This window comes from Olivibacter jilunii (genome assembly GCF_900607235.1).
In the GTDB taxonomy this organism is placed as follows: Bacteria; Bacteroidota; Bacteroidia; order Sphingobacteriales; family Sphingobacteriaceae; genus Olivibacter; species Olivibacter oleidegradans.
The window spans coordinates 17,823-42,895 of the sequence record NZ_LR027848.1; the positions used below are offsets into that span (position 1 = coordinate 17,823).

25 protein-coding genes are annotated in these 25,073 nt (G+C 42.5%); 7 read left to right on the forward strand and 18 right to left on the reverse strand.

The window, feature by feature from the left end; genetic code table 11:
• Position 1 precedes the first annotated feature (1 nt).
• The 3 genes from E0E36_RS00070 to E0E36_RS00080 form a co-directional block, all read right to left on the reverse strand.
• Positions 2-3,535, reverse strand: a complete 3,534-nt coding sequence (locus E0E36_RS00070) for an RHS repeat domain-containing protein (protein ID WP_130854322.1) — start codon at positions 3,533-3,535, stop codon at positions 2-4.
• 12 nt (positions 3,536-3,547) lie between these two features.
• Positions 3,548-4,261: a hypothetical protein gene (locus E0E36_RS00075; RefSeq protein ID WP_130854323.1), complete on the reverse strand. Its 714-nt coding sequence runs from the start codon at positions 4,259-4,261 to the stop codon at positions 3,548-3,550.
• Positions 4,262-4,739: 478 nt separating this feature from the next.
• Entirely contained in the window at positions 4,740-5,687 is a 948-nt protein-coding gene (locus tag E0E36_RS00080; RefSeq protein ID WP_130854324.1) for a tail fiber protein, read from the reverse strand.
• Between the two features lie 195 nt (positions 5,688-5,882).
• On the opposite strand from E0E36_RS00080, the gene E0E36_RS00085 reads away from it, so the two are divergent.
• Positions 5,883-7,028 carry a type II secretion system F family protein gene (locus E0E36_RS00085; protein ID WP_130854325.1) on the forward strand — a complete coding sequence of 382 codons (1,146 nt, stop codon included), beginning with the start codon at positions 5,883-5,885 and terminating at the stop codon, positions 7,026-7,028.
• 19 nt (positions 7,029-7,047) lie between these two features.
• Here the strand turns inward: E0E36_RS00085 and E0E36_RS00090 are convergent, their stop codons facing one another.
• The gene (locus E0E36_RS00090; protein WP_130854326.1) at positions 7,048-7,950 is read right to left on the reverse strand and encodes a hypothetical protein; all 903 of its coding nucleotides are present in this window, start codon (positions 7,948-7,950) and stop codon (positions 7,048-7,050) included.
• Between the two features lie 11 nt (positions 7,951-7,961).
• Positions 7,962-8,711 (reverse strand): hypothetical protein, encoded by a 750-nt coding sequence (locus E0E36_RS00095; protein ID WP_130854327.1) that lies wholly within the window; start codon positions 8,709-8,711, stop codon positions 7,962-7,964.
• Between the two features lie 382 nt (positions 8,712-9,093).
• Between E0E36_RS00095 and E0E36_RS00100 the strand changes: the two genes are divergently transcribed.
• On the forward strand, positions 9,094-9,816 hold the full coding sequence (locus E0E36_RS00100; RefSeq protein WP_130854328.1) for a hypothetical protein: 723 nt from the start codon (positions 9,094-9,096) through the stop codon (positions 9,814-9,816).
• Between the two features lie 38 nt (positions 9,817-9,854).
• Here E0E36_RS00100 and E0E36_RS00105 read toward each other — a convergent pair whose 3' ends face one another.
• The 9 genes from E0E36_RS00105 to E0E36_RS00145 all read right to left on the reverse strand — a co-directional run bounded on the left by E0E36_RS00105 (position 9,855) and on the right by E0E36_RS00145 (position 18,277).
• Positions 9,855-10,454, reverse strand: coding sequence for a toxin-antitoxin system YwqK family antitoxin (locus E0E36_RS00105; protein ID WP_130854329.1), 600 nt, complete (start codon positions 10,452-10,454; stop codon positions 9,855-9,857).
• A 135-nt stretch (positions 10,455-10,589) separates the two neighbouring features.
• Positions 10,590-11,075, reverse strand: a complete 486-nt coding sequence (locus E0E36_RS00110) for a hypothetical protein (RefSeq protein ID WP_130854330.1) — start codon at positions 11,073-11,075, stop codon at positions 10,590-10,592.
• Between the two features lie 5 nt (positions 11,076-11,080).
• Entirely contained in the window at positions 11,081-12,034 is a 954-nt protein-coding gene (locus E0E36_RS00115; RefSeq protein ID WP_130854331.1) for a fibronectin type III domain-containing protein, read from the reverse strand.
• A 37-nt stretch (positions 12,035-12,071) separates the two neighbouring features.
• Entirely contained in the window at positions 12,072-12,608 is a 537-nt protein-coding gene (locus tag E0E36_RS00120; protein WP_130854332.1) for a hypothetical protein, read from the reverse strand.
• Entirely contained in the window at positions 12,605-13,831 is a 1,227-nt protein-coding gene (locus tag E0E36_RS00125) for a hypothetical protein (RefSeq protein ID WP_130854333.1), read from the reverse strand. Before E0E36_RS00125 ends, E0E36_RS00120 begins: the two co-directional genes overlap by 4 nt.
• Before the next feature lie 72 nt (positions 13,832-13,903).
• Positions 13,904-15,877, reverse strand: a complete 1,974-nt coding sequence (locus E0E36_RS00130; RefSeq protein ID WP_242627096.1) for a type II secretion system protein GspD — start codon at positions 15,875-15,877, stop codon at positions 13,904-13,906.
• Between the two features lie 4 nt (positions 15,878-15,881).
• Entirely contained in the window at positions 15,882-17,327 is a 1,446-nt protein-coding gene (locus E0E36_RS00135; protein WP_130854334.1) for a GspE/PulE family protein, read from the reverse strand.
• Entirely contained in the window at positions 17,305-17,838 is a 534-nt protein-coding gene (locus E0E36_RS00140) for a hypothetical protein (RefSeq protein ID WP_130854335.1), read from the reverse strand. The genes E0E36_RS00135 and E0E36_RS00140 overlap by 23 nt, the downstream gene beginning before the upstream one ends.
• Before the next feature lie 16 nt (positions 17,839-17,854).
• Positions 17,855-18,277, reverse strand: coding sequence for a type IV pilin protein (locus E0E36_RS00145; protein ID WP_130854336.1), 423 nt, complete (start codon positions 18,275-18,277; stop codon positions 17,855-17,857).
• Between the two features lie 317 nt (positions 18,278-18,594).
• Between E0E36_RS00145 and E0E36_RS00150 the strand changes: the two genes are divergently transcribed.
• Genes E0E36_RS00150 through E0E36_RS00160 form a run of 3 tightly spaced genes read left to right on the forward strand, consistent with a single transcriptional unit; the run spans position 18,595 to position 20,739 of the window.
• Positions 18,595-19,881, forward strand: a complete 1,287-nt coding sequence (locus E0E36_RS00150) for a hypothetical protein (protein WP_130854337.1) — start codon at positions 18,595-18,597, stop codon at positions 19,879-19,881.
• Entirely contained in the window at positions 19,869-20,252 is a 384-nt protein-coding gene (locus tag E0E36_RS00155) for a hypothetical protein (RefSeq protein ID WP_130854338.1), read from the forward strand. The genes E0E36_RS00150 and E0E36_RS00155 overlap by 13 nt, the downstream gene beginning before the upstream one ends.
• Positions 20,239-20,739 carry a PulJ/GspJ family protein gene (locus E0E36_RS00160; protein WP_130854339.1) on the forward strand — a complete coding sequence of 167 codons (501 nt, stop codon included), beginning with the start codon at positions 20,239-20,241 and terminating at the stop codon, positions 20,737-20,739. The genes E0E36_RS00155 and E0E36_RS00160 overlap by 14 nt, the downstream gene beginning before the upstream one ends.
• A 165-nt stretch (positions 20,740-20,904) precedes the next feature.
• On the opposite strand, the gene E0E36_RS00165 is transcribed toward E0E36_RS00160, so the two are convergent.
• Positions 20,905-21,318 carry an OsmC family peroxiredoxin gene (locus tag E0E36_RS00165; RefSeq protein WP_130854340.1) on the reverse strand — a complete coding sequence of 138 codons (414 nt, stop codon included), beginning with the start codon at positions 21,316-21,318 and terminating at the stop codon, positions 20,905-20,907.
• Positions 21,319-21,397: 79 nt separating this feature from the next.
• Entirely contained in the window at positions 21,398-21,982 is a 585-nt protein-coding gene (locus E0E36_RS00170; RefSeq protein ID WP_242627097.1) for a TetR/AcrR family transcriptional regulator, read from the reverse strand.
• 242 nt (positions 21,983-22,224) lie between these two features.
• On the opposite strand from E0E36_RS00170, the gene E0E36_RS27960 reads away from it, so the two are divergent.
• Both E0E36_RS27960 and E0E36_RS00175 read left to right on the forward strand, forming a co-directional pair.
• A complete protein-coding gene (locus E0E36_RS27960) occupies positions 22,225-22,500 on the forward strand; it encodes a hypothetical protein (protein ID WP_242627098.1) in 276 nt (91 codons plus the stop codon).
• Entirely contained in the window at positions 22,497-23,003 is a 507-nt protein-coding gene (locus tag E0E36_RS00175; RefSeq protein WP_242627099.1) for a phytanoyl-CoA dioxygenase family protein, read from the forward strand. Before E0E36_RS27960 ends, E0E36_RS00175 begins: the two co-directional genes overlap by 4 nt.
• Positions 23,004-23,181: 178 nt before the next feature.
• Here E0E36_RS00175 and E0E36_RS00180 read toward each other — a convergent pair whose 3' ends face one another.
• Both E0E36_RS00180 and E0E36_RS00185 read right to left on the reverse strand, forming a co-directional pair.
• Positions 23,182-24,066, reverse strand: a complete 885-nt coding sequence (locus E0E36_RS00180; RefSeq protein WP_130854342.1) for a DUF4886 domain-containing protein — start codon at positions 24,064-24,066, stop codon at positions 23,182-23,184.
• Positions 24,067-24,287: 221 nt separating this feature from the next.
• On the reverse strand, positions 24,288-25,040 hold the full coding sequence (locus E0E36_RS00185) for a tyrosine-protein phosphatase (RefSeq protein WP_130854343.1): 753 nt from the start codon (positions 25,038-25,040) through the stop codon (positions 24,288-24,290).
• Between the last annotated feature and the right edge of the window lie 33 nt (positions 25,041-25,073).

Sequence of the window (25,073 nt, forward strand, 5' to 3'; positions counted from 1 at the left end):
CTTAGTTACGGTAATTGTAATTATAGCTTTCCAGTAATTTACCCTCCATATCTCTACTTTCCGAAAGTCTGCCTAGTCCATCATATACATAATAAACTGTTCTTCCTGATGGGTCTGTCACGCTAGTCATTCCGAAAAGCGGGTCATATGTATAGGTTGTCATTGACGCTTCAAGGGGATGCAAGCGAATTTCATCAACCACCACCGCTCCACTTAGCTCAACGGAAGTTACACCTTTAAATTGCAAACGATATTGGGTCCAACCCTTGTACGTTGAGACTGCTGTAGATGCTGTATTTACGGTACCACCAAGTTTCAAAGTTGGCCGAGTTGCGCCCTGAACCCAATAAGTCATTACATATTCTCGTGCCGCTGTTAATCCACTTTTGCTGAGTGCTCCGCCCGATAAATTATAGACTTTTCTGCCAGCTGGATTATTAGTCGCAGCAACGGGCGCACCTGCATAATTCCAATTCCCTTTCCCTTCGGCTTCAAAGCCTGCATAGGCAATATCGACCTGACTTGCATTCTTGACTTCAGCGACCGGGTATTGTGCGTTGTAACTCCATAAATAGCTGACCAAAGTTCCTTTTTCTAGTGAAGACGTTAGCACATTCCCTCTGCTGTCATACGCATGATGCCGTACCCTTACAACATTTCCCTGACCGGGCTTATCGGTAGAAACTGTTTGGGGCACATAAATATTTGCGGTTGAAATGGGTTTAAAATAATTTGTTATCACATTATAAATCATGTTATTTTGCGTATTAACAGATAACCTATTTTCTAATGGATAATCCATCATATTCTTGTCCACCATCGTTTGGTATACCCCGTTAGGGTCCCTACCTTCATCGACCATATCCTTTGGATATTTATAAGTGTGGATTTCTTTAACACTTTTGCTATCGGTGAGCGTATCGCTCTTTAAATAATAATAGTTTCCGTCATAACCGTAACCTCGAACTTCCGTAACTTGTCCGCCACCATCATATTTTGTATTCGTTACTTTTATTAATTCAGCTCTTCCAGCATCAGGCGTGAAATCCCGCATCCGAAAATATCGTGGTGAACCGTTGGGATCAATTTTTTGAGCATAATTCAAGAATACGACAGGCGCAATGGATATCGATCTAAAATTGTTAAGCCTGACCGGATCTCGATAGTAAGTATCTTGTACAAAGCGATAGTTGTTGACCGTTTTTGTTACAGGCTGGTTGCTTGCATTAAAGACCTGCTCTTCCAACATTAAACCATAACTCCAGTCCGTATAATCTGCGGGAGCAAAAGGAAATCCGGTAATAATGGGTCGTGAATGCTCAAACGTCGTGAAATACCTTACAATTTTTCCATTACTGACACTATTATTCGTCAGTTTTTCTACAACACGACTATAGGTAACAGGGCTTCCGTTAATATTAACCAAATCGGTAACAGATGAGCTGTTTCTAATTATCACGTTAGGAGATCCAGGATAATAAGCAGGGATGCCGTTTGCTTCGATATAATCATAATCCGTTTCAAACGAATAAATGGGATAGACGCCCAGTATTCCGGAAGAGGTTTTTCCGTCATCAAGTGTATATTCAAATTCCCGAGTATTGACCGGTGTGGATGATATACCATCGTAATCTTTAATTGCGGCAACGCGCAAACCTCCCACATGCGTTTGCTTGTTACTATAGGTTTTCGTTGTAGATCCGGCTTCGCCTTTTTCCTGCCATGAAATTCCGATATAACTCGAGAAATTTTGTAATCCACTGGAATACATAACAATACGATAAGCATTTCCCTTTATCAGATTAGATACCGAAAACGTCGCCGAAGATCCGTTACTAGAATAGGACATCGTGCCGCTTGCTAGAATGCGCATGGTAGACGGATTCGTTGAATTATAAAATTCAGCTGTTATGGTACACCCACCGTTACATGTTCCACCAACTCCGGAATTCAATGTAATTTTAAAAGTTGTTGAGCTATTATTCTCTCCATTATAGGTGATATCTCGATAATCCGATTTATAAGGATCTGCGCTATTAACATAGCACGACGAGGTTCGTTCAATATACGGCGGATTAGGAATAGAGACGGTAAATTCTTGGTTAAGCCAACTATCCACCGCTTTGTTAGCCTCCATTTCAAAAGTTGTATAGCCACCCGAAGGGTACGTAATTTTTGTTAGCGAACCTGTTTTTATATAAACTGAGTCAGTATGTCTGTTAGAACCCGGCAATTCATACCTAGGTTGAACAGCGTTTCCTGCACCAACCTCCAAGCCTATTCCTTGAGGGAATATTTCCCGAGGTATCCAACTATCTACATGACCTTTATAGTAGCCCCAATGATCGGGCCTTTCTGCATTTCTATTTGGGAACGGTCCTCTTTCACTAAAGTAATTCAGAATATACGATTTTTCTTTCGTTTCATTGACACCTTGTAGCGGTACTACTTCGGTCAATGTAGCTCGGTTCAACGAGTAATCCTGTTTAAGCTCATATCCCCGTTTATTCAGCCCATCAGTTATACTGATTTTCTTCAGGAGATAATCGCCTGGTAGATCCGTCCTTTGGACATTATCGTAAGTAAAATCTGCGGTTACACCGTTCGGAAAGATAATTTTATTAAGCCGCTTAGCTGTTATACTTTGTGATGATGTGGATGAGTTAGTACCGTTTCGTGTTACCCAATTCTCGGCGAAAGCTTCGAAGCGGGTTTCCGAAGTACCTACATAATAATTACTTATCCCATAGGGGCTATATTGCAACGTAATTTTGTTGCTATTAGTAGGATCTATAATTTCCGTTAGATACCATGAAGAGGAGAAGGTTTTCGTCCCCGTCCAAACGGCTCCTATGTTTGTGGTAACCTCTGCTTCATTGAAAACATAAGTGAAACCCTTTTCATCTATGATTGTAAATTGGACAATCATGTCACGATTTTCCAACCTCCCCATTTGCTTAGTAATTTTTAGATTTTGTTGCTTGAGCATTAAAAAATCACCATTTTTCCCAAACATGAATTTGCCTGACTTTCCACAAAAATTGAATACGAATATATCGCTTTGTCCATCGCGTACGCCAGCATAAATATTGTTGAACGGTCTTAAGCTAATATCGACCGGCGAATTACCTTCCGTCTCATTCGCAGGCAACGGTCCGTTGTTAATGAAGCCGTTAGAAGGCTCCTCATCATAACTGCCCCTAACTATTCGTGTAATTACACCTCCTGCATTAAGAGCCCAGCCCAATCCTACACTAGACGCTAGCTCCTCTAACTTTACCCCACCCGCATGATAGTCGAGAGAAACATCAAGCTGGAGATTATTGGAGGTATTCTTATAACTATAGATCGGTATGCTCACTTGAGGAATGCCTGTGCTGGGTCCAACGGGAATATTCCCAAATTTGGTTAAGGCCGAAGCATTAGGTGATGGTCCTACGATTTGATTTAACGTTGGGTTTAGTGGCTGATTTGTTTGTGCAAACGTAACTTTAGAAACCGCCAATAAAATTACTATCCATCTAAATTTATTCATTTGAACTACTGCTTATTTTCTGTTATTTTGTTCTATTACCGAAAGTCGTTCTTCTAATTTTTGACGCTCTTTCTTTTCCTCAATCAAATGCAAAGTCAGCTCTTCTACCTTTTCCAATAATTTCCGATTCATCTCTCCAAGACTGACTCCGTTCTCCTCTACTTCCATCTTATTGGGCACGCCAGGTAAGTGTTTATTTTCTTTGATAAAAGCTTCGATTTCCGCAAGTGATTGCATTTTGTAATTATCTTCGAAAACATAGTCTGGCCAGTTGGCACTTTCCACCAAAATTTCCTTTGAGCGTATTGTTCCATTTACTTCCAAAAGATTGGAGGGTGTTGCCGTTCCGATGCCTACATTTCCGGCTGTGGTGATGGTGAGTCGTGATTGTGTAGTGCTGAAGTTATTATCGGCAATGTGGTAAGCTCCGCCTTTTACATAGGTATCCCACCGGCGGGCGATATTGCCATTGCCATCTCCTTCTGCCAAGGCCAGACCAGGCGCCGAACGAGGACTAGTCAAGGTAATCCAGGATCCATTAGGAGCACTCCCGGGATTCTGGATCTGAAGTCCGCCGCTGATGCCACGGATTAGGCCATTCACCAATAGCGGAACATCAGCCGCCGGCGCAATGCCAATAGCGGCATTACCGCTGGATGGAAAGGTGTTTTGTGCATAGGCGCCCATACCGAATAATAATAGGGCAAATAGGAGTAGATGTCTCATTTTAGTACTGTTTTATTTATAAATTCGTTTTATTTTAGTTTTATATAGTATCAATCGCAACGGAACATGGGTAGGCCTTTACTGCTTGGTCCAGACAATACTGAGTTATGCGCAACAATAGTTAAAAATTTCAGGTCATTAGTTATAAATTGATTCCCGATTAATCATAACATCTAGGTTATAGCCAATAAGAGTCCTTTGGTACTCAAAAGTACCCATACATAAACTGATCGCCACTAGGCAAAATATGCCCTTGTTAGCGCATAAGCGTTAAAATTTATTCTGAGGTTTAAAAAACACCTTTAGGCATACAAAAACAGGTTCGGTTATTTTACCATATCAAATAGATTTAAGTTATTGTTAATCAAGATAAAAATATGTAAGAAAAATGAGATATCAAAAAAATGTTGATAAAATTATAATAAGCTTGTATAAGACGATGAGGCTAAGGCTTTAATTAGATCAGTATCCCTTTATGCTATTTATTATGATTTTCATTCAGGTGATTACTCAGTTCACTTTTCAATTGCTGTAGCTCTTTCAAAAGGTCAATCTGATGTAGAGTGAGTTCTTCTACTTTTTTCAACAGTAACAGGTTCATTTCCGCTAAGTCCAAGCCGTCTCTCTTTATCTGTTTAGCCGATGGAATTTCGGGCAGGTGCCTATTTTCTTTTACATATTTTTCAACTTCGGTCAATGGAAGCATTTTATAATCCGGTTCGAAGACATAGTCGGGTGCTTCAATGTTAGTAACCACTTTTATTTCTCGAGCTACGATATTACCCTCCACGGCTAGCTTGGCTTTGGGTGTACTGGTACCAATACCTACGTTACCATTACCGGCAATCCGTATCCGCTCGGCAGCACTGGAATAGAGCGCCAAACCTGTATTATTGCTATGCAAATCTTCTGCGATTGCTGCAATCGCAGCCCATTTATTGGTATCATTTGGGTAGCCATTGAGTAATTGAATTCCATTGATATGATCTTTCTCTACCGCCATTGCTTTGCTGGCAATTAACCAGCCATTGCTGATACTGGCAATAGAAAGCTTTGAAGTCGGATCGATTGTACCAATTCCTACATGGCCGTTTTTTAGCGTCATATAGGTTTCGGCTCCATGCCCCCATGATTGGATATTGTGATAGGGATCACGTTCCCACCAGGTTCGGGTATTGGACATAGGAGTTAAAAAAGATATATCAATACCAATTCCGTCATGCAACCTTGCCGTTAGCCAATCTGCACCTGTCGCGTCGCGTACCAACCAACGCTTATTATAAAAAGTATTGGAGGAACTACCTGAAACGGAATTGATTTCCAGAAAGTTTCCTTGGGCAGAACCTAAGGTTTGTGCTACGGTCGCATAATGGAATCCTACTAATAAGAAAGCCACGGCAAAGGCGTGTTTTGTAAAATTTGTCATATTAATGATACTAGTTTCGGTTTGACTTAAATGACGTCCTATTTAGATTATCCGGTTTAGGAATAATTCTTACAATAAAAGTAAGAATAAAATCTAAATTTAAAATAAATTGCAAATTAATTTTTAAACTTACGGAACTAAAAAGACACTCTTTGTTTTCCTATCGATAATGAATATGTTTGTATACAGAAAACTATGGCCGGAATCAACATCAACCAGTTCAAACAAGTTCCTAACAGAACGGCGGTTTCGAAGGAGCCCGCAGCCAATGTATTTGAATTCCTGAACAAGGACATCAGCCTTTTCGCCATCATGGGCGATAAACAAAAGGAATCGCTCTACCATGAATTATCTATCTTGCTTAAAGCCGGTGTTGATCTCAAATCAGCCTTGGAGTTACTTATTTTACAACTACAAAAACACAAGGAAGCAGACCTATTAGAGCAGATTAAGAAAAATATTGTTGAAGGCGGCTCGCTCTCGGGGGCATTACAACAACATAAAGATTTTACGCCTTATGAGTATTACAGCATCCAAATTGGGGAAGAAACGGGGAAGCTCAGTGAGGTATTGGAAGAGTTGGCACTGTTCTACCGTAAGCGGTTAAAGCAGAAACGTCAAATTACCGGAGCGCTGATGTATCCGGCGATCGTTACCGCCACTTCCATCGGTGCTATTTTTTTCATGATGAATTTCATTGTGCCCATGTTCGGTGATATTTTCAAACGATCAGGAAGCGATCTACCGGCCATTACGCAGGTAATCGTTGACGTCTCTAACTTTACGCGAAAATATGCCTTTTTGTTTTTGCTGATTGCCATCGGTGTGATTACCTGGCTATATTTACAGCGGAAGAAAGAGTGGCTACGAAAAGCTAGCGCCTCGGTGCTTTTGAAGTTGCCTATTTTTGGCGTGATGATCCGTAAGATTTATTTAGCCCGTTTCTGCAATTCGATGTCTTTATTAACAGGCTCGAAAGTTCCGCTTATTCGCGCTATTCAGTTAAGTCGACAAATGGTTGGCTTTTACCCCATCGAGATTTCGCTGGAAACGATAGAAAAAGACATTCTACAAGGCAAAAGTTTACATGAAAGCCTGCGTAATTTTCCAATCTACGACATTAAGCTCATCTCGCTGATTAAAGTAGGCGAGGAAGTTAATCAGTTGACCGACTTCTTTGGTAAAATTGCGACGCAATACAGTGACGATATTGAACACCAGTCCGCTTTGATTTCTTCCATGCTGGAGCCGTTTATTATTATCTTTTTAGGTTTCGTAGTAGGGATTATTTTAATCGCCATGTATCTCCCTCTCTTCCAAATGGGCGGAAGTTTTGGATAGAGAAAATAGGCAATAAAGCCTACTTTTCCCGTTCCTTAAGTTGTTGCTTTACTTCGCTTAATTCCTTGTTAAGTGTGATCACATGCAAGGTCAGCTCCTCGATCTTCTCCAACAGCTTTTTATTCATTTCTCCTAAACTGACCCCTTCTTCCTTGACTTCTTTTTCGCTTGGGATACCTGGCAAGTGTTTATTCTTTTTAATGAATTGATCGGTTTCGGTTAAGGACATGAGTTTATAATTTTCGTCGAAAACATAATCGGCCCAGCCACTTTCTACTTTGACCTCTTTTGCACGGATGGTGCCGTTGACTGCCAACTTGGTACTGGGAGTAGTAGTTCCGATACCAACATTTCCATTCGCAAGTAAGCGCATCACACTGACATCTCCTGAGAGTTGAATATCGAATCCGTTAGCAGAGCCTACACCTGTGCCACCTATGCGGAGTCTAGGAACGTTATTCAGCCATCCCAAAAAAACAACCGCTTCGTTGTTGTCTGGGTTTTGGGAACGGATATAGTCAGACGCATTGATGCTTCCCCGTACATCCAGTTTGGAGACAGGACTCGTCGTACCTATTCCTATGTTTCCATTGATATCTTCTGCTAAGATTTTTCTCCAAACTTCCCAACCGCTATTAAAACCGGAACGGTAATAAAGGTCGCTATTGGAAAAAGCTAACTCATGTGACTTCCCTCCGGAATCGTTGTACCAACCTCTGAGCCCCACGACCGTTGAAAAGTTTCCGACCGGAAGTCCTAGCGTTGTGCTTTGTTTGAAATTGACTTCGAAGCTCTGTGCATAGGAAGTCGGCGTAGTTACAACTGCTCTGGTATCTGGAACAGTTAACTTATTTTGAGCATATGAATAAGAAAGTATCCCAAAAAGCAATAATGAACTGGCAATCGATTTAATATCAAACATATCATTTACAGTTAATTTAAACCCTCTAATTTAGCTTCAAGCTGTTCTATTTTTTCCTGCTGTTGAATCATGTGAAGTGTCAGCTCCTCGATCTTCTCCAACAGCTTTTTATTCATTTCTCCTAAACTGACCCCCTCTTCCTTGACTTCTTTTTCGCTTGGGATACCTGGCAAGTGTTTATTCTTTTTAATGAATTGATCGGTTTCGGCTAAGGACATGAGTTTATAATTTTCGTCGAAAACATAATCGGCCCAGCCACTTTCTACTTTGATCTCTTTTGCACGGATGGTGCCGTTGACAGTCAGCATTTCGGAGGGAGCAGTGGTTCCGATACCTACTTTTCCGTTAACGGCAAGATAAGTACCATAAGACACCGCTGTTTGTGTGCTATAACCTATTGATACTCCTTTATAATAGGTCTTATTTCCAATATCGGGCTGAAGATGTAGATCGCTATAATACATTCCATATACACCCGTTAAATCCGAATGTCTTGCTAATATCCAAGAGCGCCTTGCATTTATGCTTCTTGCCGTACCAAATTCCAAAGCATTATTAGACGATTCAACCAGTATAGCTCCATCACCTCGGCTCGTGACAGACGGATAAGTAGTAGTAGCGGTACCATTTAGAATGTGCAACGGCATTTCCGGATTAATCGTGCCAATACCAGCATTGCCTGTACTTTGAAGTTTATTTGTTTGAGCATAGGATGAGAATTGCCACAAAAAAGCGAAGGCTAACAAAAAGACTTTTTTCATTATTGATAAAATTGTATGTAATTAGAACTAAATGCTCCTCAAAGCAATGAAAGTAATTCTTTATTGTATCAAGACAGTAAGCCTACAGTTTAAGCTCCCCTGAGAGACTGATTTTGAATCATGTAAAATAGATTTAAGTTAATTTTAAAGTAAATGTAATATAATAAGTAAATATTTCAAACAAGAATTATACTTGAATTTTCCACACTACTAAGAATTGAGACAGCATTAGATGTCGGTTGTTCTCATTTCTATTATTTCATATTTTTTATAGCTTTGCTATATAGTTGTGTAATTTATTGAACCTATTCCTTGAATCCGTGATTGCACTAACAGAATCGTCAGACAGCTAAAAGATTAAACACCATTAACTATTAAAACAATGACAACACCTAAACTTTTTATCAGTGCCTTATTACTGCTGCTAAGCATAAAAGGCTTCAGCCAAACCAACACTGTTACAGCCGCTAAAATAGGTATCGGCACTACCACTCCGGGCTTTTTACTGCATGTTCTCGGGAGCAATGCATCCCCTAGCACCAATCCTGTGATTCGTATCGCTTATAACGGCAAAGCAGAAGATTATGTCGGTGAAACCGGGAGTATCGTATTTTCCAAACATTATGACCTCAACGCTACTGCTAAGATTTATGCATTTTCAGAATGGGGTAAAACATCATTCCACGAATCTGACTTACGTTTTGCAACCGGTACTAGCTCCGGATTGGTTGACCGTATGGTGATTAATCAATTTGGTAATGTACTGATCGGTAAGCTCTATCAACAGTTTAACGGTTATAAACTGGATGTGAACGGGCCTATACGGGCAAACGAGGTGGTCGTTAATACGACCGGTGCCGATTTTGTGTTTGATAAAGACTATAGCCTGATGCCTTTAAAAGAGGTGGAAAAATTCATTGCACGGCATGGGCATTTACCGGAAATTCAACCAGCTGCGAAAATGCAACAGGATGGTGTGGAACTGGGGCTTCTTAACACTAAATTATTACAAAAGATAGAGGAAATGACGCTCCATCAGATTCGTTTAGAGAAAGCACTGGAGCAGGCGCTACAGCGTATTGAGATGTTAGAAGAAAAGAAATAAGGAGCTTATTTTGGTTGTTTTTAGGCTTTTAACTGTTCTTAAAAGCCTAAAAACAATTTAGCCTTATCAAACCAACTTACTGCTTTCTCCTGAGCGGTATTGTGCTTGAACTTGGTATATTGCTTCTGCACACTGTCTTGCGGATGAAAGGTAGTGACGACTCCCTCCTTACGCCCTTTGAACAGTCGCCCTTTTTCCTTTAACTGTCCCTGTTCATCATAGAGTGCATATTTCCCGTTTTCTTCTCCCAAGTACCAGGTCGATAACCGTCGAAGTGTACCGTTCGGATCCATGTAACGCCATTCGCCCGTTTTCAAGCCTTTATAATAAGCACCCAATACCTTTAAACTTTTGTCCGGATATAGCTCCTGATAGGCGCCGTGCAAAACGCGGCCCTTAAAAGCGCCCTGTGTATAGCGTATACTATCCCGCAGATACCAAGCATAGATCTTCTTTGGGTCTGCTTGTTCTACTTTTTCTTTTACATTGAGCTCCGCGACTTGAAAAGAACCATCTGCATGACGAATGGTCGCTTTATTTTTATAGGGGAGCGCCTCCAATAATTCCTTTTGCCCATAAGAAGGGAGGGAGAAGCATAGCAGGTAGATTCCGATAATCAGTGTAAAATTTAATTTCATTGTTTTTTGTTTAGTATCAGGACATAAGTATCAAGACCGTAGACTATGGTCGCGCTCACAGCTCGTAACGTACAACCCGACGATTTAACTACTTAACTACTTAACTATTTAACAACTCAACAATTCCTTAACTAATTATTTCGTCATTACATTCTCCTGTCCTTGATATTTTATCTTAATATAAGTAGGTGTATTTTGCAACAAGGTAACTCCCTCCCTTGTTTCACCTACTTTTATCATAAAATCCTTTTCATTCAGTCCCATCAAAATGACGCTCTTTTTTGCTTTTGCGTTCGTCACTTCTCCGAGATACTTAATCATGCCCCAATCGATATAAGGTTCTTGAGGTGGTGGATTATAATTTTCAACCACCTCGCCTGTTTCTATTACTTCCGGTTCGGCTTCTGCCCCGGCAGACAAAAACGGATCGCGGTAGCCTCCTTTTGGCTTAAAGCTCGTGATCGTATCCGTTAAATTCGTCTTGGGCATCGATTTTTTTTCTGCTGCCATTACCGGTGTCGGTAAAATAGGATCTTCTGTGGCTTGGATGATTTTATAGAAGATCCAGCCCCATATCAGGAGTACTAATAGTAAAAGTGGTATGGTTAGTTTCTTCTTCACCTTCATTACTGATTGATCATAAAACTTCGGTAGCTCGAATAGCCACTGGTATTCCCTGCTTTATCTGTCGCGCGTAAGCGCCATATCACCCGTTCGCCGATACTACTGCTTGTAAAATTATGACTGGTGCCTTCCAAGCTTAGGGGATATGTGGAGCTATACAGCGTGGTTGAATCGCTTTTATATACATACAGTTGATACTTCACTGCATCGCTTACCGCCTCCCATCGTAAGGTAACGGGACTTGGCACGGAAGCATTGTTCCCTGGCGCGGTCATTGTAGGCACCGCAGGAGGTGTTCTGTCGTATGTAAATTGGCGAACGGTTGACCACAGCGACTGCGAGGTGTCCGACTCCGCTCTTACCCGCCATTGGTATACCTGTTCTTTTGGTATAGTAAAATTATGCCCCGTACTTTCCAATACACTGTCGTATAAAAGATTTTCGGGATCGGTAAAGTTATTCGTATCGATCTGCAATCGATAACCTGTAGCACCGAATAGGGTTTGCCACCCAAAGCGCAAAGCGGTATTCGCGGTTAGGAGCTGGTCTGCAGGATCGGTTTGCACCACTACCTGCTTACTTAGGTCCGACTCATATATCACAAAAGCGCGCGTGGTATACACCGTTTCGCTGCTACCATTACGGGCCTGTACCCGCCACTGGTAGATACCCGGCTCTAAACTCAACGTAAACTTCGGCGCGGTTACCACTGTATCTGCATGGTATAGCGATACCGAATCAAAATCGGGCGATGCCACCTGCAAGCGGTATTCCAAGGCATCGTCTAGCTGCTCCCATAAGAAGGTAACGGTATAGGTAGGGATCTGTGCCTGGTTGCCCGGCGACAGGAGCGTTACCTGCCTATCTTTAATATCTTCTTCCAAAAACTCTTTACAACCAAAGGCTGTGAAAAGCAATCCTATGAACAGGATGAAAACGTTAATTTTACAGTTCATTATCTTAATTTTTTTGCGTTAACCGAATAACAAGCAACTAATCCCCCGCCACATAAGCCGTTGTTAAATACATCTTCAACTCGGCTGTTCTTGTAAGCGCATTCAATTCCTTCCGAAAAGCGACATTAACTAAATTCAGTTCCTTGCCTTTTTCGATCTCATACCAACATTGCAGGAGGTCATTATAACTCCCCACCAAACAATATTCATCATAGTTCACGGTCAGTCCCTCTGCAGTGACGGCCTTCGTAGGTGGTACGTCTTTAATCACCAACCCGTTGTTCTCTGCCGCAGAGGCCACAATATTTAACATGTTCACTTTCGCATTGCCTTTATCCGAAGCGTTCACGAAACCCGCGCTGCCAACCTTTTGCATCCGTGCCCTAAGCTGCGACAGCTCGGTTTCCTTCTGTTGTGAATTCGCCTGGGCCGCACGGGCTGTGTGATAGGCCGATCGTAACTCCAATGTTTTCTTGATGCTCATCTGATAGACGACGAACAAGAACAGCAGGGCACCCCACCATAGCCATTTGTTTTTCTGCTGCCAGGTATATGTTGTCCAAAATCCTTTCATCGCAAAATCAATTTAAGGTTAAATACCCCCCGCTCCTGCTTTTCATCGTATTTATAGTCTACCAAGGCAACCTCTTTGCTAAAACTCATCATGCTTATCACTTTTACCCAATGGTTGAGGGCGCCTATAGTTTCCGTTGTACCTGTAATGCGTATCAATCCGGATTGATATTTTGGCCTTCGTTCTTTTCTACTCGCAATTTCGTCCTGCGGAAAAAAGTTCAATTCATCTAAGCTGATATATTTGGGCACCGAAGCGCCCAGCTGATCGGCAATATAGCTCAGCGGTTCTTTATCGCCCCTTTCCGTGTAGTTAATCACTTCAACCAATTGCTCTTGACCCTTCAGCACATCCTTCAGCTGCTTAATCTCCTTATCTAGCAAAGAGACGTCACTCAAGCTGGTATCCGCCATTTTTCCATTATAGTGTAAGAAGTAGAAGGTGTTTAACAATAAGATCAATAAGAAAAAGACACCCAATAGAAGCGCTGATCGTTTAAAAAACCATTCTTGTCGTTTATCTTCTATTCTACCGGCAAGGCTATCTACGGCTAAGGTTGCCATAGGCATCTCGCTGAGCACGAGAAAACCGAGTGCAAAGGCAACCAAAAAGCGTTCGTTCATTTCCTCATCGCCAATCCGTATAATGCGTCCCGGTTGTTCCGCCTCTTCCCATTGATAGGCAATTATTTCATTTTCTTTTAGTTCAAAATGGTGCCGGGCCACTTGCAGCAATTCGCTCCTCTCTTTAACAACGGCAGGCAATAGACTTGCTATGTGAAAAGGTCCTAAACTTACAGAAAGTAGCTGCTCCTGTATTTTTGCAACGTGTAGTAATAGCTCATCCAAACGATCTCGGCGGATAACCGAGAGTACTTCCATCACGCTCTGTGAATTCCTTTGTAGATAAAAATCCTGCTTTTTAGCGTTTGGCAAAACCAAACGAAGTAGATCCATATCATCTTTGAGATCCACGCTTCTAACAAAGCGATGGATAATCCCCTTACCATTTAGCGAAAGCGCAATAGGCACTCCATTGGGCAGGATGCTTAGTAGTTTCTCCACGGTTGGAATATCGCCTTCTCTCCGTAAAACTTCAATGGCATTCCCTTTTCGCTTCAGCAGCACCAATTGCATGAGCAGTCCTTTCTCGGCAAAAGTAGCTTCCACCGCTGCTAGCAGCGGGATATGGCGGGCATATGAAAGGAGCTGTTCTTTAAACATTTTAGAGTTGTTAGCTGTCAGTTATCAGCTTTTAGTAATTTTTACCGTCCCTGCGGGAGGCAAGCTTTTTAATTACTGATAAATAATCGTCGGCTTAATAAACACCACCGACACCACTTTATTTTTTGATTTTGTTTTATTACTAAAAATCCATTTCAACACCGGTATACGGGACAGGAGCGGCACGCCACCACCTGTTTCGGCATTTTCATAGCGCTCGATACCACCTAATACCACCGTCTCTTCGTTCCGTATCCGGATAATCGATTCGAACTTACTGGTGGAGGTGGGTGGTGGCTGGTTGATCGGTGTATCCTGCGTAAAATCAGAAATGTCCACCGTAATATTTAATGTCACCTGTTCATCCCCCGATACTATCGGCTTGATTTTGATGGTGGTAGCTGCTTTAATCTCGTTAAATTGCTGGGTAACAATATTCTGTGGCGTCAAAGAACCTATCTGATTCTGGGTTGACACACTATAAAAACGCGAACTTCCGATACTTAGTACAGCTGAATGCCCATTGAGCGTTGAGAGTTTGGGCACGGAACGCATCTCCACATTATTGTTATTTTCCAAAGCCCTTAAGCGTACATAAAAATTGGGTGAAACCCGCCCGAGATTAAAAGATCCGGTACCGATCCGCGACAAGAAATCGTTAATGGAACGGGCACCAAAGGTAAAATCGGTACCATTGGATGAGAGCAATTCACCTCCTGTTCGAACGGAGTCGGAGACGCCCATGGTAATGCCTGTACTAATGGTATGCCCTTTCCGTACATCCAGCATATTGACCTCAATTAAAATCATAGGTACCAACACATCCAGTTGTTTTACCAAGGAAGCAATTTCATTGACCTGTGGAGCAGATCCGGCTAAGAGGAGTGTATTCTGCTCGCGAAACTCCTTTATCTCCACGCCTTGTTTCCACTCGGCCGGAATCATAGCCTGCACGGTATCGATCGAACGGTGTTGTAAATGTACGGCTTTAATTTCGCGAAGACCTTCTAAGCGCCTCTCTCCAATCAGGTAAATCCCATTATCGTTTTTAAAGGTATAGACAGTGCCCCTCAGAAGTGAGGTTAACAGCTGATCAAAACCTACGTTTGTCAACTTAGCGGTCGCATTCCCCTGCAAACCACTAAAAAGAAAGTAGTTGGCCTCCACCTGTGCGGCTGCATTCTTTATAATCTGATCGATGGGGGTATTTTGCGCCTCAATGCTCAGTAATTTAGCGCCGGAGCCATTATCGGTGGCATCAAGAAAAAACTGCGGATTACCATCAGAAGGCGTTTGCTGGATCGGCAGGCGACGCGTGCTCAGCTCTGACTGGCCGTTAATAAAGTTCTCCTCATTAGGCCCTAGCGGTAAGTATACAAAGGAACCACCGGCTGTTTCTGCCAGCTTCACCTGATTGCTAAATGCTAGCTGGCGTAAAGCGGCGCCTAACTCCATACCCTGCACAAATAAGCTTACCTGTTTGCCCTGTAGATCATTAGTCACAATCACATTCGTACCGGTTAATTGCGTAATCGTGCGGGCAACCACCACCAGGCTATCGTTCTCAAGCGACAAGCTGATCAGCTTATTGGCAGCATCATAAGTAGCTTGCACGGGGCGTGCAGGCTGACGTACCTTGGAGGGGTCAAGGGCCGTCACGGAGATGATGCTTCCGGTGAAACCTAAATCGAGGTTATATTCTTTGGCGATGAACAGGAGAATATTGATAGGTGTTTCTCCCTGAAAATTATTGTAAACCCGTAGTTGCAAGTTCGGATCCACATTGATATTGGTGTTAGAAGTTTCGGCCAAGGCTCGCAGGAATTCCTGTAAGCTGGCACCTGCAACCGATAGTGTGACCTTCTCGGCCAGACCGGGCGATAGTACGGCCAGTTCATGCAGACGCTGCTCGTAACGCGTCAAACGATCTGCTTGCTGCGCCCATAGGTTGGAAGGCCATGCCTGGAGCAATAGGAACAAAAGCCCCATCCCCAGCACATATGCAACCCAGCTTTTTCTTTTTTCGTGTAAATATTTCTTTCCCAAATGCTCAAAAATTAAAAAGTAAAGGATAAATCTCTTCTATAGTCGTTTCGCCCGCGGCAAATAATTCGAAGGCATTTTCTGCCAATGTTTTAAGCTTTCTTTCGTGCAACTCCTCGCTGACATCATAGACATTGTTTTTAATCTTTTCCGATAGATTTCGATCAATCGGAATAATCTCGTACACTGCCTTTCTACCTTTGTAGCCGGTATGAAAACAATGGTTACAACCTTTCGCCACACAATGCTTCTTCACCTCATAAAAAGCTTTGAATTGTTGCGGGTAGAGACTGGTATCGAAAGTTTCCTCCGTTTTACAATGCGGACAAAGGATCCGTAAGAGGCGTTGTGCCACGGAAGTATTCAAGGTATTTGCCAATAGAAACGGTGGCACCCCCATGTCGATCAAACGGGAGATCGTACCCCATGCTGAATTGGTGTGGATCGTAGAAAGGACCAAGTGCCCTGTTAAAGCCAAGCGGATGGCCATGGTGGCGGTGTCGGTATCCCGTATCTCGCCTACCATAATAATATCCGGATCTTGTCGCAAAAATGTTCGCAGTGCCGCACCGAATGTAAGACCGATACTTTCTTTCAACTGTACCTGGTTGATTCCTTCCAATGTATATTCAATCGGATCTTCAATGGTGAGAATATTCCGCGTATCCAGATTCAGTAGTTTTAAGGTTGCATAAAGCGTCGTCGTTTTACCCGAGCCCGTAGGCCCACTGATCAGCACAATACCATTCGGGCGCTTTACACCTTCCAAATAATTGCGTAAATCCGGTTCAGAAAAACCCAAGCTGTGTAAGTCGATATTCGTAGCATCATTGCTTAGCAAACGCATGACTACTTTTTCGCCGTGCAAGGTCGGCAAAATGGATACCCGGATATCAAACTTGAGGTCGCCATGCACAAAATTGATCCGCCCGTCCTGCGGTAAGCGCTTTTCCGCAATATCGAGCCCCGAAAGAATCTTTATTTTATTAACTACGGCGGGATATTCGGTTTTATCCAAGCTATAGCGCTCGATCATCTGACCGTCGATACGAATCCGCACCCGGCAGCGCTCTTCATAAATTTCCAAATGTATATCGCTGCTTTTCAGCTTCCTCGCCTCTGCGATGAGATCAACCAAAAAATCGTCGGAGCTCCCTGCATAAGCTTCTTCCTTTTGTGCTCCCTGGGCGGATTGCTCCTCCCGGAAATAGTATTTATGGAGGTAGTGATTCAATCTGGCAGTATCTATTACCTCAACTTTAGCAGGTAGTCCCAACACCATCTCCAGCTCTTCCAACAAGGCGGGTTTGTTTTCTAATTGATCTGAATAATAAAGCACATAACCGTCCTGCCCTTTGGGAATTGCCCGGTAATACCAAGCCTGCTCCACGCTTAACAGCTGGATATCCTTTGGAAGAAATACGAAGGTATCAAGGGAGGTTGACGTTGGCATGATTTAGGAAGTTGAATAAAAGATTATCATTATATAAATAAAGCCCCCATTGCTTTATATCGATCAGAAAGACGGCAATCAGGATGACGGCTTGTGAACCGGCTAACGGAATACTGTGTACTTTTCGGCCTCCCAGCGCTAAAATCAAAAAGAACAGTAATGTAAGTAGTAGACTGGCAATGTAGAATAGAATAAAATTAAGCGGCGAGAAGGCAAGGGTAAGGACAAGAAAAAAAAGAATATCGCCCCAGCCCAATAGCTGTTGCCCGGCAAATAAAAGCTGCCCGCGGCTAAGCTTAAAATAAAGGGCTACCAATACAAGCTGTACGCTTAGCAGTCCGATATTGACCAGCAAATGATTCCAGGCAAAAGCGCGCAGGAGAATACTATTGACTACCAGTAACGCTGCCACAACAGGAAACAAAAACCAATCGATCGCCCGATCGGCAAAATCCTGCCAAGCCATATAGAATAAGGCCAATAGAATCAATATCACAAAGAGGGGTTGCATAACTCAAGTTCAAAAGCTAGTCTTTAACCGTTTCCTTTAGGTTTTTATCCTGATCAATCTCCCAAACGTTGAAGGTGCCATTGCCGTTGAAATCTACGACGGCAGTGGCCCGGGCCAGAAAGGTAGTTGTACCGGCATCTACAATTTCGATCCGGTAGTTAGCCTGTCCGCCATCGGTTGTCAGTTTCTCTTGTTCAAAACCAATATCCGTTAAGTCGGTACTGTATTTTGAACGTTCGAAGAAATGATTTTTTTCTAAGGTATACACATGTTCCAGCTGCACTTTCGCTTCCGTACTTTTTGCACGGGTGATCAGCGGCATCAGATTGGGCAAAGCCAATAACACCAGGATACCGATGATGACCAATACCACCAGCACTTCTGTCAAAGAAAAAGCTTTTAGTTTACGCTTAAACTTAAAGGTTGATCGCTTCCGCATAGGTTTTTCCGTTGATTTTAACACAGCCGCTTCCAAATATTCGCTAAGTAAAGGTTATTTTTTAGACGCGGCATCCTTTATTCCGTGCTAAATATAGAGTAGAAAAATAACTCTCGCAAAAAATGTTAATAAATTAATTTGTTGATTATGGCTAATGGCCCTTTCTTATGGCTGCTAATTCATTTTTCACCTTATCCAGCTTTACCGCATAGTAATTATATGTAACATAATCTATTAAAAATATTATTTTTCTCCTAACGTCTGAACTCGTTTCTTCCAGACGTGCTTTGCTTATTGCTCTTTTTCTATATTTGTACATGCATCAACCTCGCAAACTAAAAGCCGGAGCCTTATTGAGCGTAGTAGGTATAGCGACTATTATGGCACTTCTATTGGGTTTGATGCTCCTTTTGTTACGCTATAACCGTAACGAAACTTCACTACTCCTCCGCAAATTGAAATTGGAACGGAATCTGGAGTCTGGCACATCACTGCTTCTCAGTCAAGTTTATGCCGAAAAAACTAGCGAAGAAGAATTAATAGACTTATTCAAAGAAGAAACAGATAGCATAAGTTTACAACATTATCCGTGGGGACTGTATGAAATTGCTATAATTAAATCTTTTGAGGGAATAGATACCCTGAAAAAAGTATTTTTAAAGGGCAATGCCATTCAATACGACAAAGCTTATGCCCTTTATTTAAAAGACGACGATCGCCCCTTATCTATCTCCGGTAAATCAGTCATTCGCGGCACAGCCTATTTGCCACCGGCCGGTATACGAAAAGCCTATATCGAAGATAAAGCGTATGAAGGCGACACCACCGTTTACGGCGATATCAAAAACAGTGAGAAGAAATTGCCCGCACTCAATACTGCATTGATTGAACAGATTAAACTGTTGAACTACGACAGCTTGAAAAACCGAAGCGATTCGGTCCTTTCCTTTTATACCCTAAAAGATTCCGTAAACAGAAGCTTTTACCAAAAGCCACTTATTCTCTCGAGCGAAGATTCGATTTCGCTGGAGAACCTGAGTTTGAAGGGGGCAGTGGTGGTGGTATCCAAGCGAGTTATATATCTGCCTAGCTCGGCCCAAATAGAACACGCCATCTTTATCGCACCTAAAATTAAGATTGCAAAGGATTTTAAAGGCACGTTACAGGCCTTTGCTCAAGACTCCATTCTGGTTGAAGAAAATGTCGAACTTCCTTATCCGTCGGCACTTGGACTTATTGAAAGGCGCACCGAAAATAGCGTACAGGAATTCACACCGGAAATAGCCATTCACAAAGATGCCAAAATCCACGGCGTGGTGTTTAGTGTAGCTGCCACTTCGGCCACCGACTTTATGAACCGCATTCGAATGGAACCGGGAAGCGAAATTCACGGTGAGGTGTATGCAGATGGTATGTTGGAGCTAAAAGGTTCCGTTTTTGGAAGTGTCACTTGCCAACGTTTCGTGCTGCAAACACCTTCTTCCCTGTATGACAATTTTTTGCTGGATGCCGTCATCGATTATACGAAACGTTCGCGCCATTATCTGGAAAGCGCACTCTTACAAACAGCGGGGAAAGGAGGAATTGTTAAATGGTTACACTAAACGCAAAACAAGTTGGGAAGAAATTACAGGGCTCCACAGTGGTGGAGGTTATTGTTGCCTTGGTAATTATTATGGTGGTGTTTGGTATCGCTACCATGACCTATGTACGCATCATTAACAGTTCCAGCAGTCCGAAGTTACGTTTACAGCAGCAATTAAGGGTCTTAGCAGGCGAGGCAAGTAGCGGGTTAGATGACCCGCAAGATCACACCTACCAGCTCGAAAACGATATAGAAATACAACAAAGAGTAACCGATTATGAAGGAAGTGATCAATTATTGCTGATCGAATTGGAAGCCTTCAATAAACAAGAGAAGTCATTAGCCAGCTATCGAAAAATCATTCAAAAGAAAAGCTATGAAACACCTTAAGTTAGCCGCTTTTACTATCATTGAGTTGGTGGTGGCTTTACTGCTGATGACGATTGTAGTGGCAGTTGCTTATGCGGCACTCACACTAACCGGCAAGCAATTGGGAGGCCTGCAACAACGTTTCGGGATCGATAATGAGCATCGATTGCTTCAATATGCTTTACAACAAGACTTTGAAGCAGCAGATCGCATCGTTCGACAAGAAGGGTTTTTAGTCTGCCTACGGCCGTCGAATACGGTCCGATATGAGTTATTAGATAGTACGATTGTCCGGCACGTAGATGATGAAACACGGGATTCCTTTCACTTCGCAGTAGACTCCGCTTTTGTAGGTTTTGAATCCCGCGAGCAAGTGGAAGAAGGTGGACTAATTGATGAACTACGTTTGCAATTACATGCAAAAAAAAACAGCTACCTTGTCTATGTACATAAAATGTATGATGCTGCGAATTTGATGAACGCTACAGCACAAATGTCCAGGCCTTAAGGTCTATAACTTTAAATGTTCTAAAAACGAAGTGACTCCATTTTTGAGTACACTTCGTTCAAGAGCATGTTATTTAAGCGATTCTTTCAATACTGCTGCCGCTTGTAGCAAGGCATTCTGTACAGCCGGCACGTGAGCAATGGGATTGAGCAAGCCGTCCTAATTTTAAGCCACCAGCGTTGCATTCAGTTTAATTTCGAAACTAAAAGCCCCACTTACCGGGCAGGTCTGTTCTGCGTTTTTGGCTATTTTTTGGAATTCCTCCTCGGTGATTCCCGGTACTTTTGCCTGCAGGTTTAGTTCCGACAGCGTAATCTTGCCGTTGTCAAGTGTAATGGTAGAAGTAGTTTCCAGTTCGTCCACGGTATAACCTGCTTGGGTAAGATCCAGGTCGAGCTTCATGGTAAAACATCCGGCATGTGCTGCTGCTAACAATTCTTCCGGATTGGTACCTACGCCCTCGGCGAACCGGCTATTAAACGAGTACTGTGTTTTGTTTAAGGTCGTACTTTGGGTAGTTAAATGACCTGCTCCTGATTTGATGTCGCCGTTCCATACGGCTGTTGCTTTGCGTTTCATTTTTGTTTGATTTTTGAGGTGAATATTAATTTTAATCTAGTTGTTTTGTACTATTTAGTACAGTTTTAATGAAATTTTTTTATTGAATCGGTTCCAAATTCATTTTCATCAATGCGAGCCGTTTTTCCGGATCAGTGACCATGCGTTTGGTAACATTAAAGCCATTCCATAAATTGATCAGGTAAGTTGCAAGCAAGGCTGGATCATAGCTGCTTTTTAATAATCCCAGTTCTTTTCCTCTCACCATAGCTTCCTGAAAAATAGACTCTAACAAACCAAGGCTTTCAGCCGCAACTGTTTTCAATCCGGCATCGCTCTCACTGATCTGCACCAGGGCGTTACCAAAATAACAGCCGCGTTCTCCAACCGGCGACTCGGCACCGGCCAACGAGAAGAAAAACTCCCTGATCAATTGAATGGGATTTTCACAGCTCATCACTGCCTTACGGAAATCCCGGAAATATTGATCGGCTACGCGCTTCATCGATTTTTCAAAGAGTTCCTGTTTTCCTCCTTTAAAGGCAAAGTAAAAACTCCCCTTTCCAATACCCATCGCTTTCAATAAATCGTCCGCCGAAGCGTTCTCATAGCCCTTTTCCCAAAAGACCCCAATCGCCTTATCCAGCACCGCTTCTTCATCGTATATTTTTGGTCTTCCTGCCATCTTATTTTCCTTTTGACTCTGCAAATATAAATACTTTACCAATTAGTACAAAATTATTTTTATTTTTTTTAAAAAGTCTAGTTCGTCAGGTGCCTATGCCGACTTTTATAATATTGACAAGAATTGTTACATTTGCCCTATGAGAATGACTGTAATGCTATAATATAAATTTTCAATCCTTGAAGTGTAATGCCTCACATCGGCACAAAATCTTTATTGTTTGAATTTTTATAATAAACATTATGCAAAACTTCTTAAATCCACAACAAATACAGTCATTTATTACAGACGGTTTTATCCGTATTGACAACGCCTTTTCTGCTGATCTTGCCCGTGAAGCGAGAAGTATCTTATGGAAAGATATTCCGGCCGATCCCAGTGACCGTAGTACCTGGACACAGCCGGTGGTTTGGCTAGGTATGTATACACAGGAACCCTTCATCGAAGCAGCCAATACCGCTATTCTTCACCAAGCGTTCGACCAATTGGTTGGTGAAGGGAAATGGCTCCCTGCATGAGCATGGGCGCCTTTCCGATTCGCTTCCCGTCGGAAGTTGATTCGGGAGACACTGGCTGGCATGTCGATGCAAGTTTTCCCGGTGATGATCCCCATGACTTTTTCTCCGCTCGTGTCAATGTATATTCAAAAGGCCGAGGCCTACTCATGCTATTTCTGTTTTCGGACGTTAGCGAGCGGGATGCACCTACTCGAATCCTAAAAGGTTCGCATTCGGATGTTGCCAGATTACTGGAACCGGAAGGTGAAAAGGGCTTCTCGTTTATGGAATTGGCAGGAAAGTTATCCGAATTATCGGCAAGAGAGGAAGCACTCGCCATTGGAAAGGCTGGCACGGTATATCTCTGTCATCCGTTTCTGGTTCATGCTGCTCAACGGCATCGTGGTTTGGTACCGAAGTTTATGGCACAACCACCGCTGTTACTTAAGAGCGACTTTAGTATCAGCAGCACCGACCCCTGTAGCCCGGTAGAAGAAGCGATACGGATTGCATTAGGTAGATAGTGAGTTGACCCAATAGATGTCCGGATAGGTTTTCATGTATTCGGACATCTATTTTTTCTATAATACGTCACTCTCAAATGGAACCAGCTTATACTCTACCCCCTAAAAGGGTTGCAGTAGGATGGCAGTAACGCAGACCCTTACTTAGAACTTACAACATATAACTTAAAACTTATCCCTACTTAGCAATTTCCTGTCCAAGTGCCTTAACTTTCAGTTTCGTGACCTTAAATGGCCTTTTTACCGCTGCATGGGCGGCTTCCTTAGCCACTTCCGCTTCCTCAGGCGTGACGCCTTCGGGACGATAGCGATCAGTTGGTGCCTCTTCGCCAAAAAGCGATTCAAACCAGGTACAAGCGGCAATAAACCGCCCGATATGCAGGTTTAGATGATAGCCATCTCTGGTGAGATTATCCCCCAGAAAAGTAGTGCGCGCATCTTGAATGGCCGTTCCTGATGGCACAAGTAGATCAAAACCAAACTGCTCCTTAGCTTCCGCAGAGGCTTTCATAATAGCGTCGTACATCTGTTGTTGATCTTTTCCATAATTAGCAAATCCGGCATGTGTAGAGTTAGGCGCATAAGCCCAAGTTTGGTGCCAAATGAATTTGACATCAGGGCCTTGTACGCTATCCAGGAAATGTTTGATACCGGCAAGCGGCTCCACATAAGTGTCGAACTTACCCGATAAGGGGCTGGCCTGTTGGAGGGAGACATAATCCCAGGGTTCACTTTGCAATGCCGTAAGGATACTTACCTGCTCATGCGTTGATTTAAGGCCATCGGCCGTAATTTTCCGATAGCGATAGGTTTCTTTGTTGCCTTGTATATTCTCCCAATGGAGTGATAGCGGAGCACCGCCAATATATAAATTACCAATAACGATCTTCTTCCCCGCCGCGTCAGCCAATTCATATAGGTACTGCTCTACTGCATCTTCCGAAAAACTATTGCCGATGGCTAACACCCGTAGGGTATCATTGTTAACGGACTGTCCATATACTACAGATAACGAGGTCAGTCCAATAAATAGGATCGTTAATAAATATTTTATTTTGTACATAATGGTAAAGGTAAAAATTATTTACAATTCGTTATAGATGCCGAGTAAATCCATATACTTATTGAAAGTTCATGGCTGGATTTCTCCGGAGACTATCTACTTTTTACGTACTAAAACAGCCCTCCCGTGTACAAAATGGCATCAAAAGGAGTACAAAAACGAAACGCTCAGCTTGCTTGCTGAGCGTCCACCTTTTAACAACAAAGGGACTGCGATACCCCTCATTCATTCAATACCGTTTTTAAGCTTTTATTTTTAAAAGCGGTTTTTTCCAGTAAATCGGCCACCTTCCGATCAATGACAAAATTAGTCAGCACCTTTAAGTGCCTTTCATGATGTATATCAGTTCCAATAAAATCCACCAGCCCCGCTTCCAGTAACTGAATAGCGGTATGCTTCTCGTGTTTACCATAATAACCGGTCAAGGATAAGGCATTGATTTGCAGTAAGGCGCCCCGATCTTTCATGCGTTCGGCCTTTGCCGGTTTATTAAAGACAAAATGATAACGTTCAGGATGGGCTACCACCGGCTTATAACCTGCCGTTTGCATATCGAATAACACTGTACTTAAATTGGGTGGTTCGGCCATAAACATCGTTTCCACCAACACGTAGTCATCTGCTAACTTCAATAGTGGTCCTTTTTCCATCAAGCCTTCAAACATCTCATCCATCATATATTCGGCTGCGTAATCAATATCGACATCCATCTGTTCGGCGAGTAAGGCTTGTTTTAATTGATGGAAAGCGGATTCAATAGTTTCTTTGGTATTTGGATGTAAATCGCTGATAATATGAGGTGTTGCAATAAACCGCTTATACCCTAAGGTTCTTAAGCCCCGAATCAATGCAATGGATGTTTCTACATTATCGGCTCCGTCGTCAATACCTGGTAAGATATGTGCATGCATATCAGTATGTAATATTTCCGCAATGGGAAATCGAACAGTCGCTGATTTAAATATAGAAAGCATTGTATCTCTTTTTAATAGTACATTGATATTAAA

Bases quoted from the DNA above. Each gene is read 5' to 3' on its own strand.
- E0E36_RS00070 (WP_130854322.1), bottom strand. From the start codon at position 3,535: ATGAATAAATTTAGATGGATAGTAATTTTATTGGCGGTTTCTAAAGTT.
- E0E36_RS00075 (WP_130854323.1), bottom strand. From the start codon at position 4,261: ATGAGACATCTACTCCTATTTGCCCTATTATTATTCGGTATGGGCGCC.
- E0E36_RS00080 (WP_130854324.1), bottom strand. From the start codon at position 5,687: ATGACAAATTTTACAAAACACGCCTTTGCCGTGGCTTTCTTATTAGTA.
- E0E36_RS00085 (WP_130854325.1), top strand. From the start codon at position 5,883: ATGGCCGGAATCAACATCAACCAGTTCAAACAAGTTCCTAACAGAACG.
- E0E36_RS00090 (WP_130854326.1), bottom strand. From the start codon at position 7,950: ATGTTTGATATTAAATCGATTGCCAGTTCATTATTGCTTTTTGGGATA.
- E0E36_RS00095 (WP_130854327.1), bottom strand. From the start codon at position 8,711: ATGAAAAAAGTCTTTTTGTTAGCCTTCGCTTTTTTGTGGCAATTCTCA.
- E0E36_RS00100 (WP_130854328.1), top strand. From the start codon at position 9,094: ATGACAACACCTAAACTTTTTATCAGTGCCTTATTACTGCTGCTAAGC.
- E0E36_RS00105 (WP_130854329.1), bottom strand. From the start codon at position 10,454: ATGAAATTAAATTTTACACTGATTATCGGAATCTACCTGCTATGCTTC.
- E0E36_RS00115 (WP_130854331.1), bottom strand. From the start codon at position 12,034: ATGAACTGTAAAATTAACGTTTTCATCCTGTTCATAGGATTGCTTTTC.
- E0E36_RS00120 (WP_130854332.1), bottom strand. From the start codon at position 12,608: ATGAAAGGATTTTGGACAACATATACCTGGCAGCAGAAAAACAAATGG.
- E0E36_RS00125 (WP_130854333.1), bottom strand. From the start codon at position 13,831: ATGTTTAAAGAACAGCTCCTTTCATATGCCCGCCATATCCCGCTGCTA.
- E0E36_RS00135 (WP_130854334.1), bottom strand. From the start codon at position 17,327: ATGCCAACGTCAACCTCCCTTGATACCTTCGTATTTCTTCCAAAGGAT.
- E0E36_RS00140 (WP_130854335.1), bottom strand. From the start codon at position 17,838: ATGCAACCCCTCTTTGTGATATTGATTCTATTGGCCTTATTCTATATG.
- E0E36_RS00145 (WP_130854336.1), bottom strand. From the start codon at position 18,277: ATGCGGAAGCGATCAACCTTTAAGTTTAAGCGTAAACTAAAAGCTTTT.
- E0E36_RS00150 (WP_130854337.1), top strand. From the start codon at position 18,595: ATGCATCAACCTCGCAAACTAAAAGCCGGAGCCTTATTGAGCGTAGTA.
- E0E36_RS00155 (WP_130854338.1), top strand. From the start codon at position 19,869: ATGGTTACACTAAACGCAAAACAAGTTGGGAAGAAATTACAGGGCTCC.
- E0E36_RS00160 (WP_130854339.1), top strand. From the start codon at position 20,239: ATGAAACACCTTAAGTTAGCCGCTTTTACTATCATTGAGTTGGTGGTG.
- E0E36_RS00165 (WP_130854340.1), bottom strand. From the start codon at position 21,318: ATGAAACGCAAAGCAACAGCCGTATGGAACGGCGACATCAAATCAGGA.
- E0E36_RS00170 (WP_242627097.1), bottom strand. From the start codon at position 21,982: ATGGCAGGAAGACCAAAAATATACGATGAAGAAGCGGTGCTGGATAAG.
- E0E36_RS27960 (WP_242627098.1), top strand. From the start codon at position 22,225: ATGCAAAACTTCTTAAATCCACAACAAATACAGTCATTTATTACAGAC.
- E0E36_RS00175 (WP_242627099.1), top strand. From the start codon at position 22,497: ATGAGCATGGGCGCCTTTCCGATTCGCTTCCCGTCGGAAGTTGATTCG.
- E0E36_RS00180 (WP_130854342.1), bottom strand. From the start codon at position 24,066: ATGTACAAAATAAAATATTTATTAACGATCCTATTTATTGGACTGACC.
- E0E36_RS00185 (WP_130854343.1), bottom strand. From the start codon at position 25,040: ATGCTTTCTATATTTAAATCAGCGACTGTTCGATTTCCCATTGCGGAA.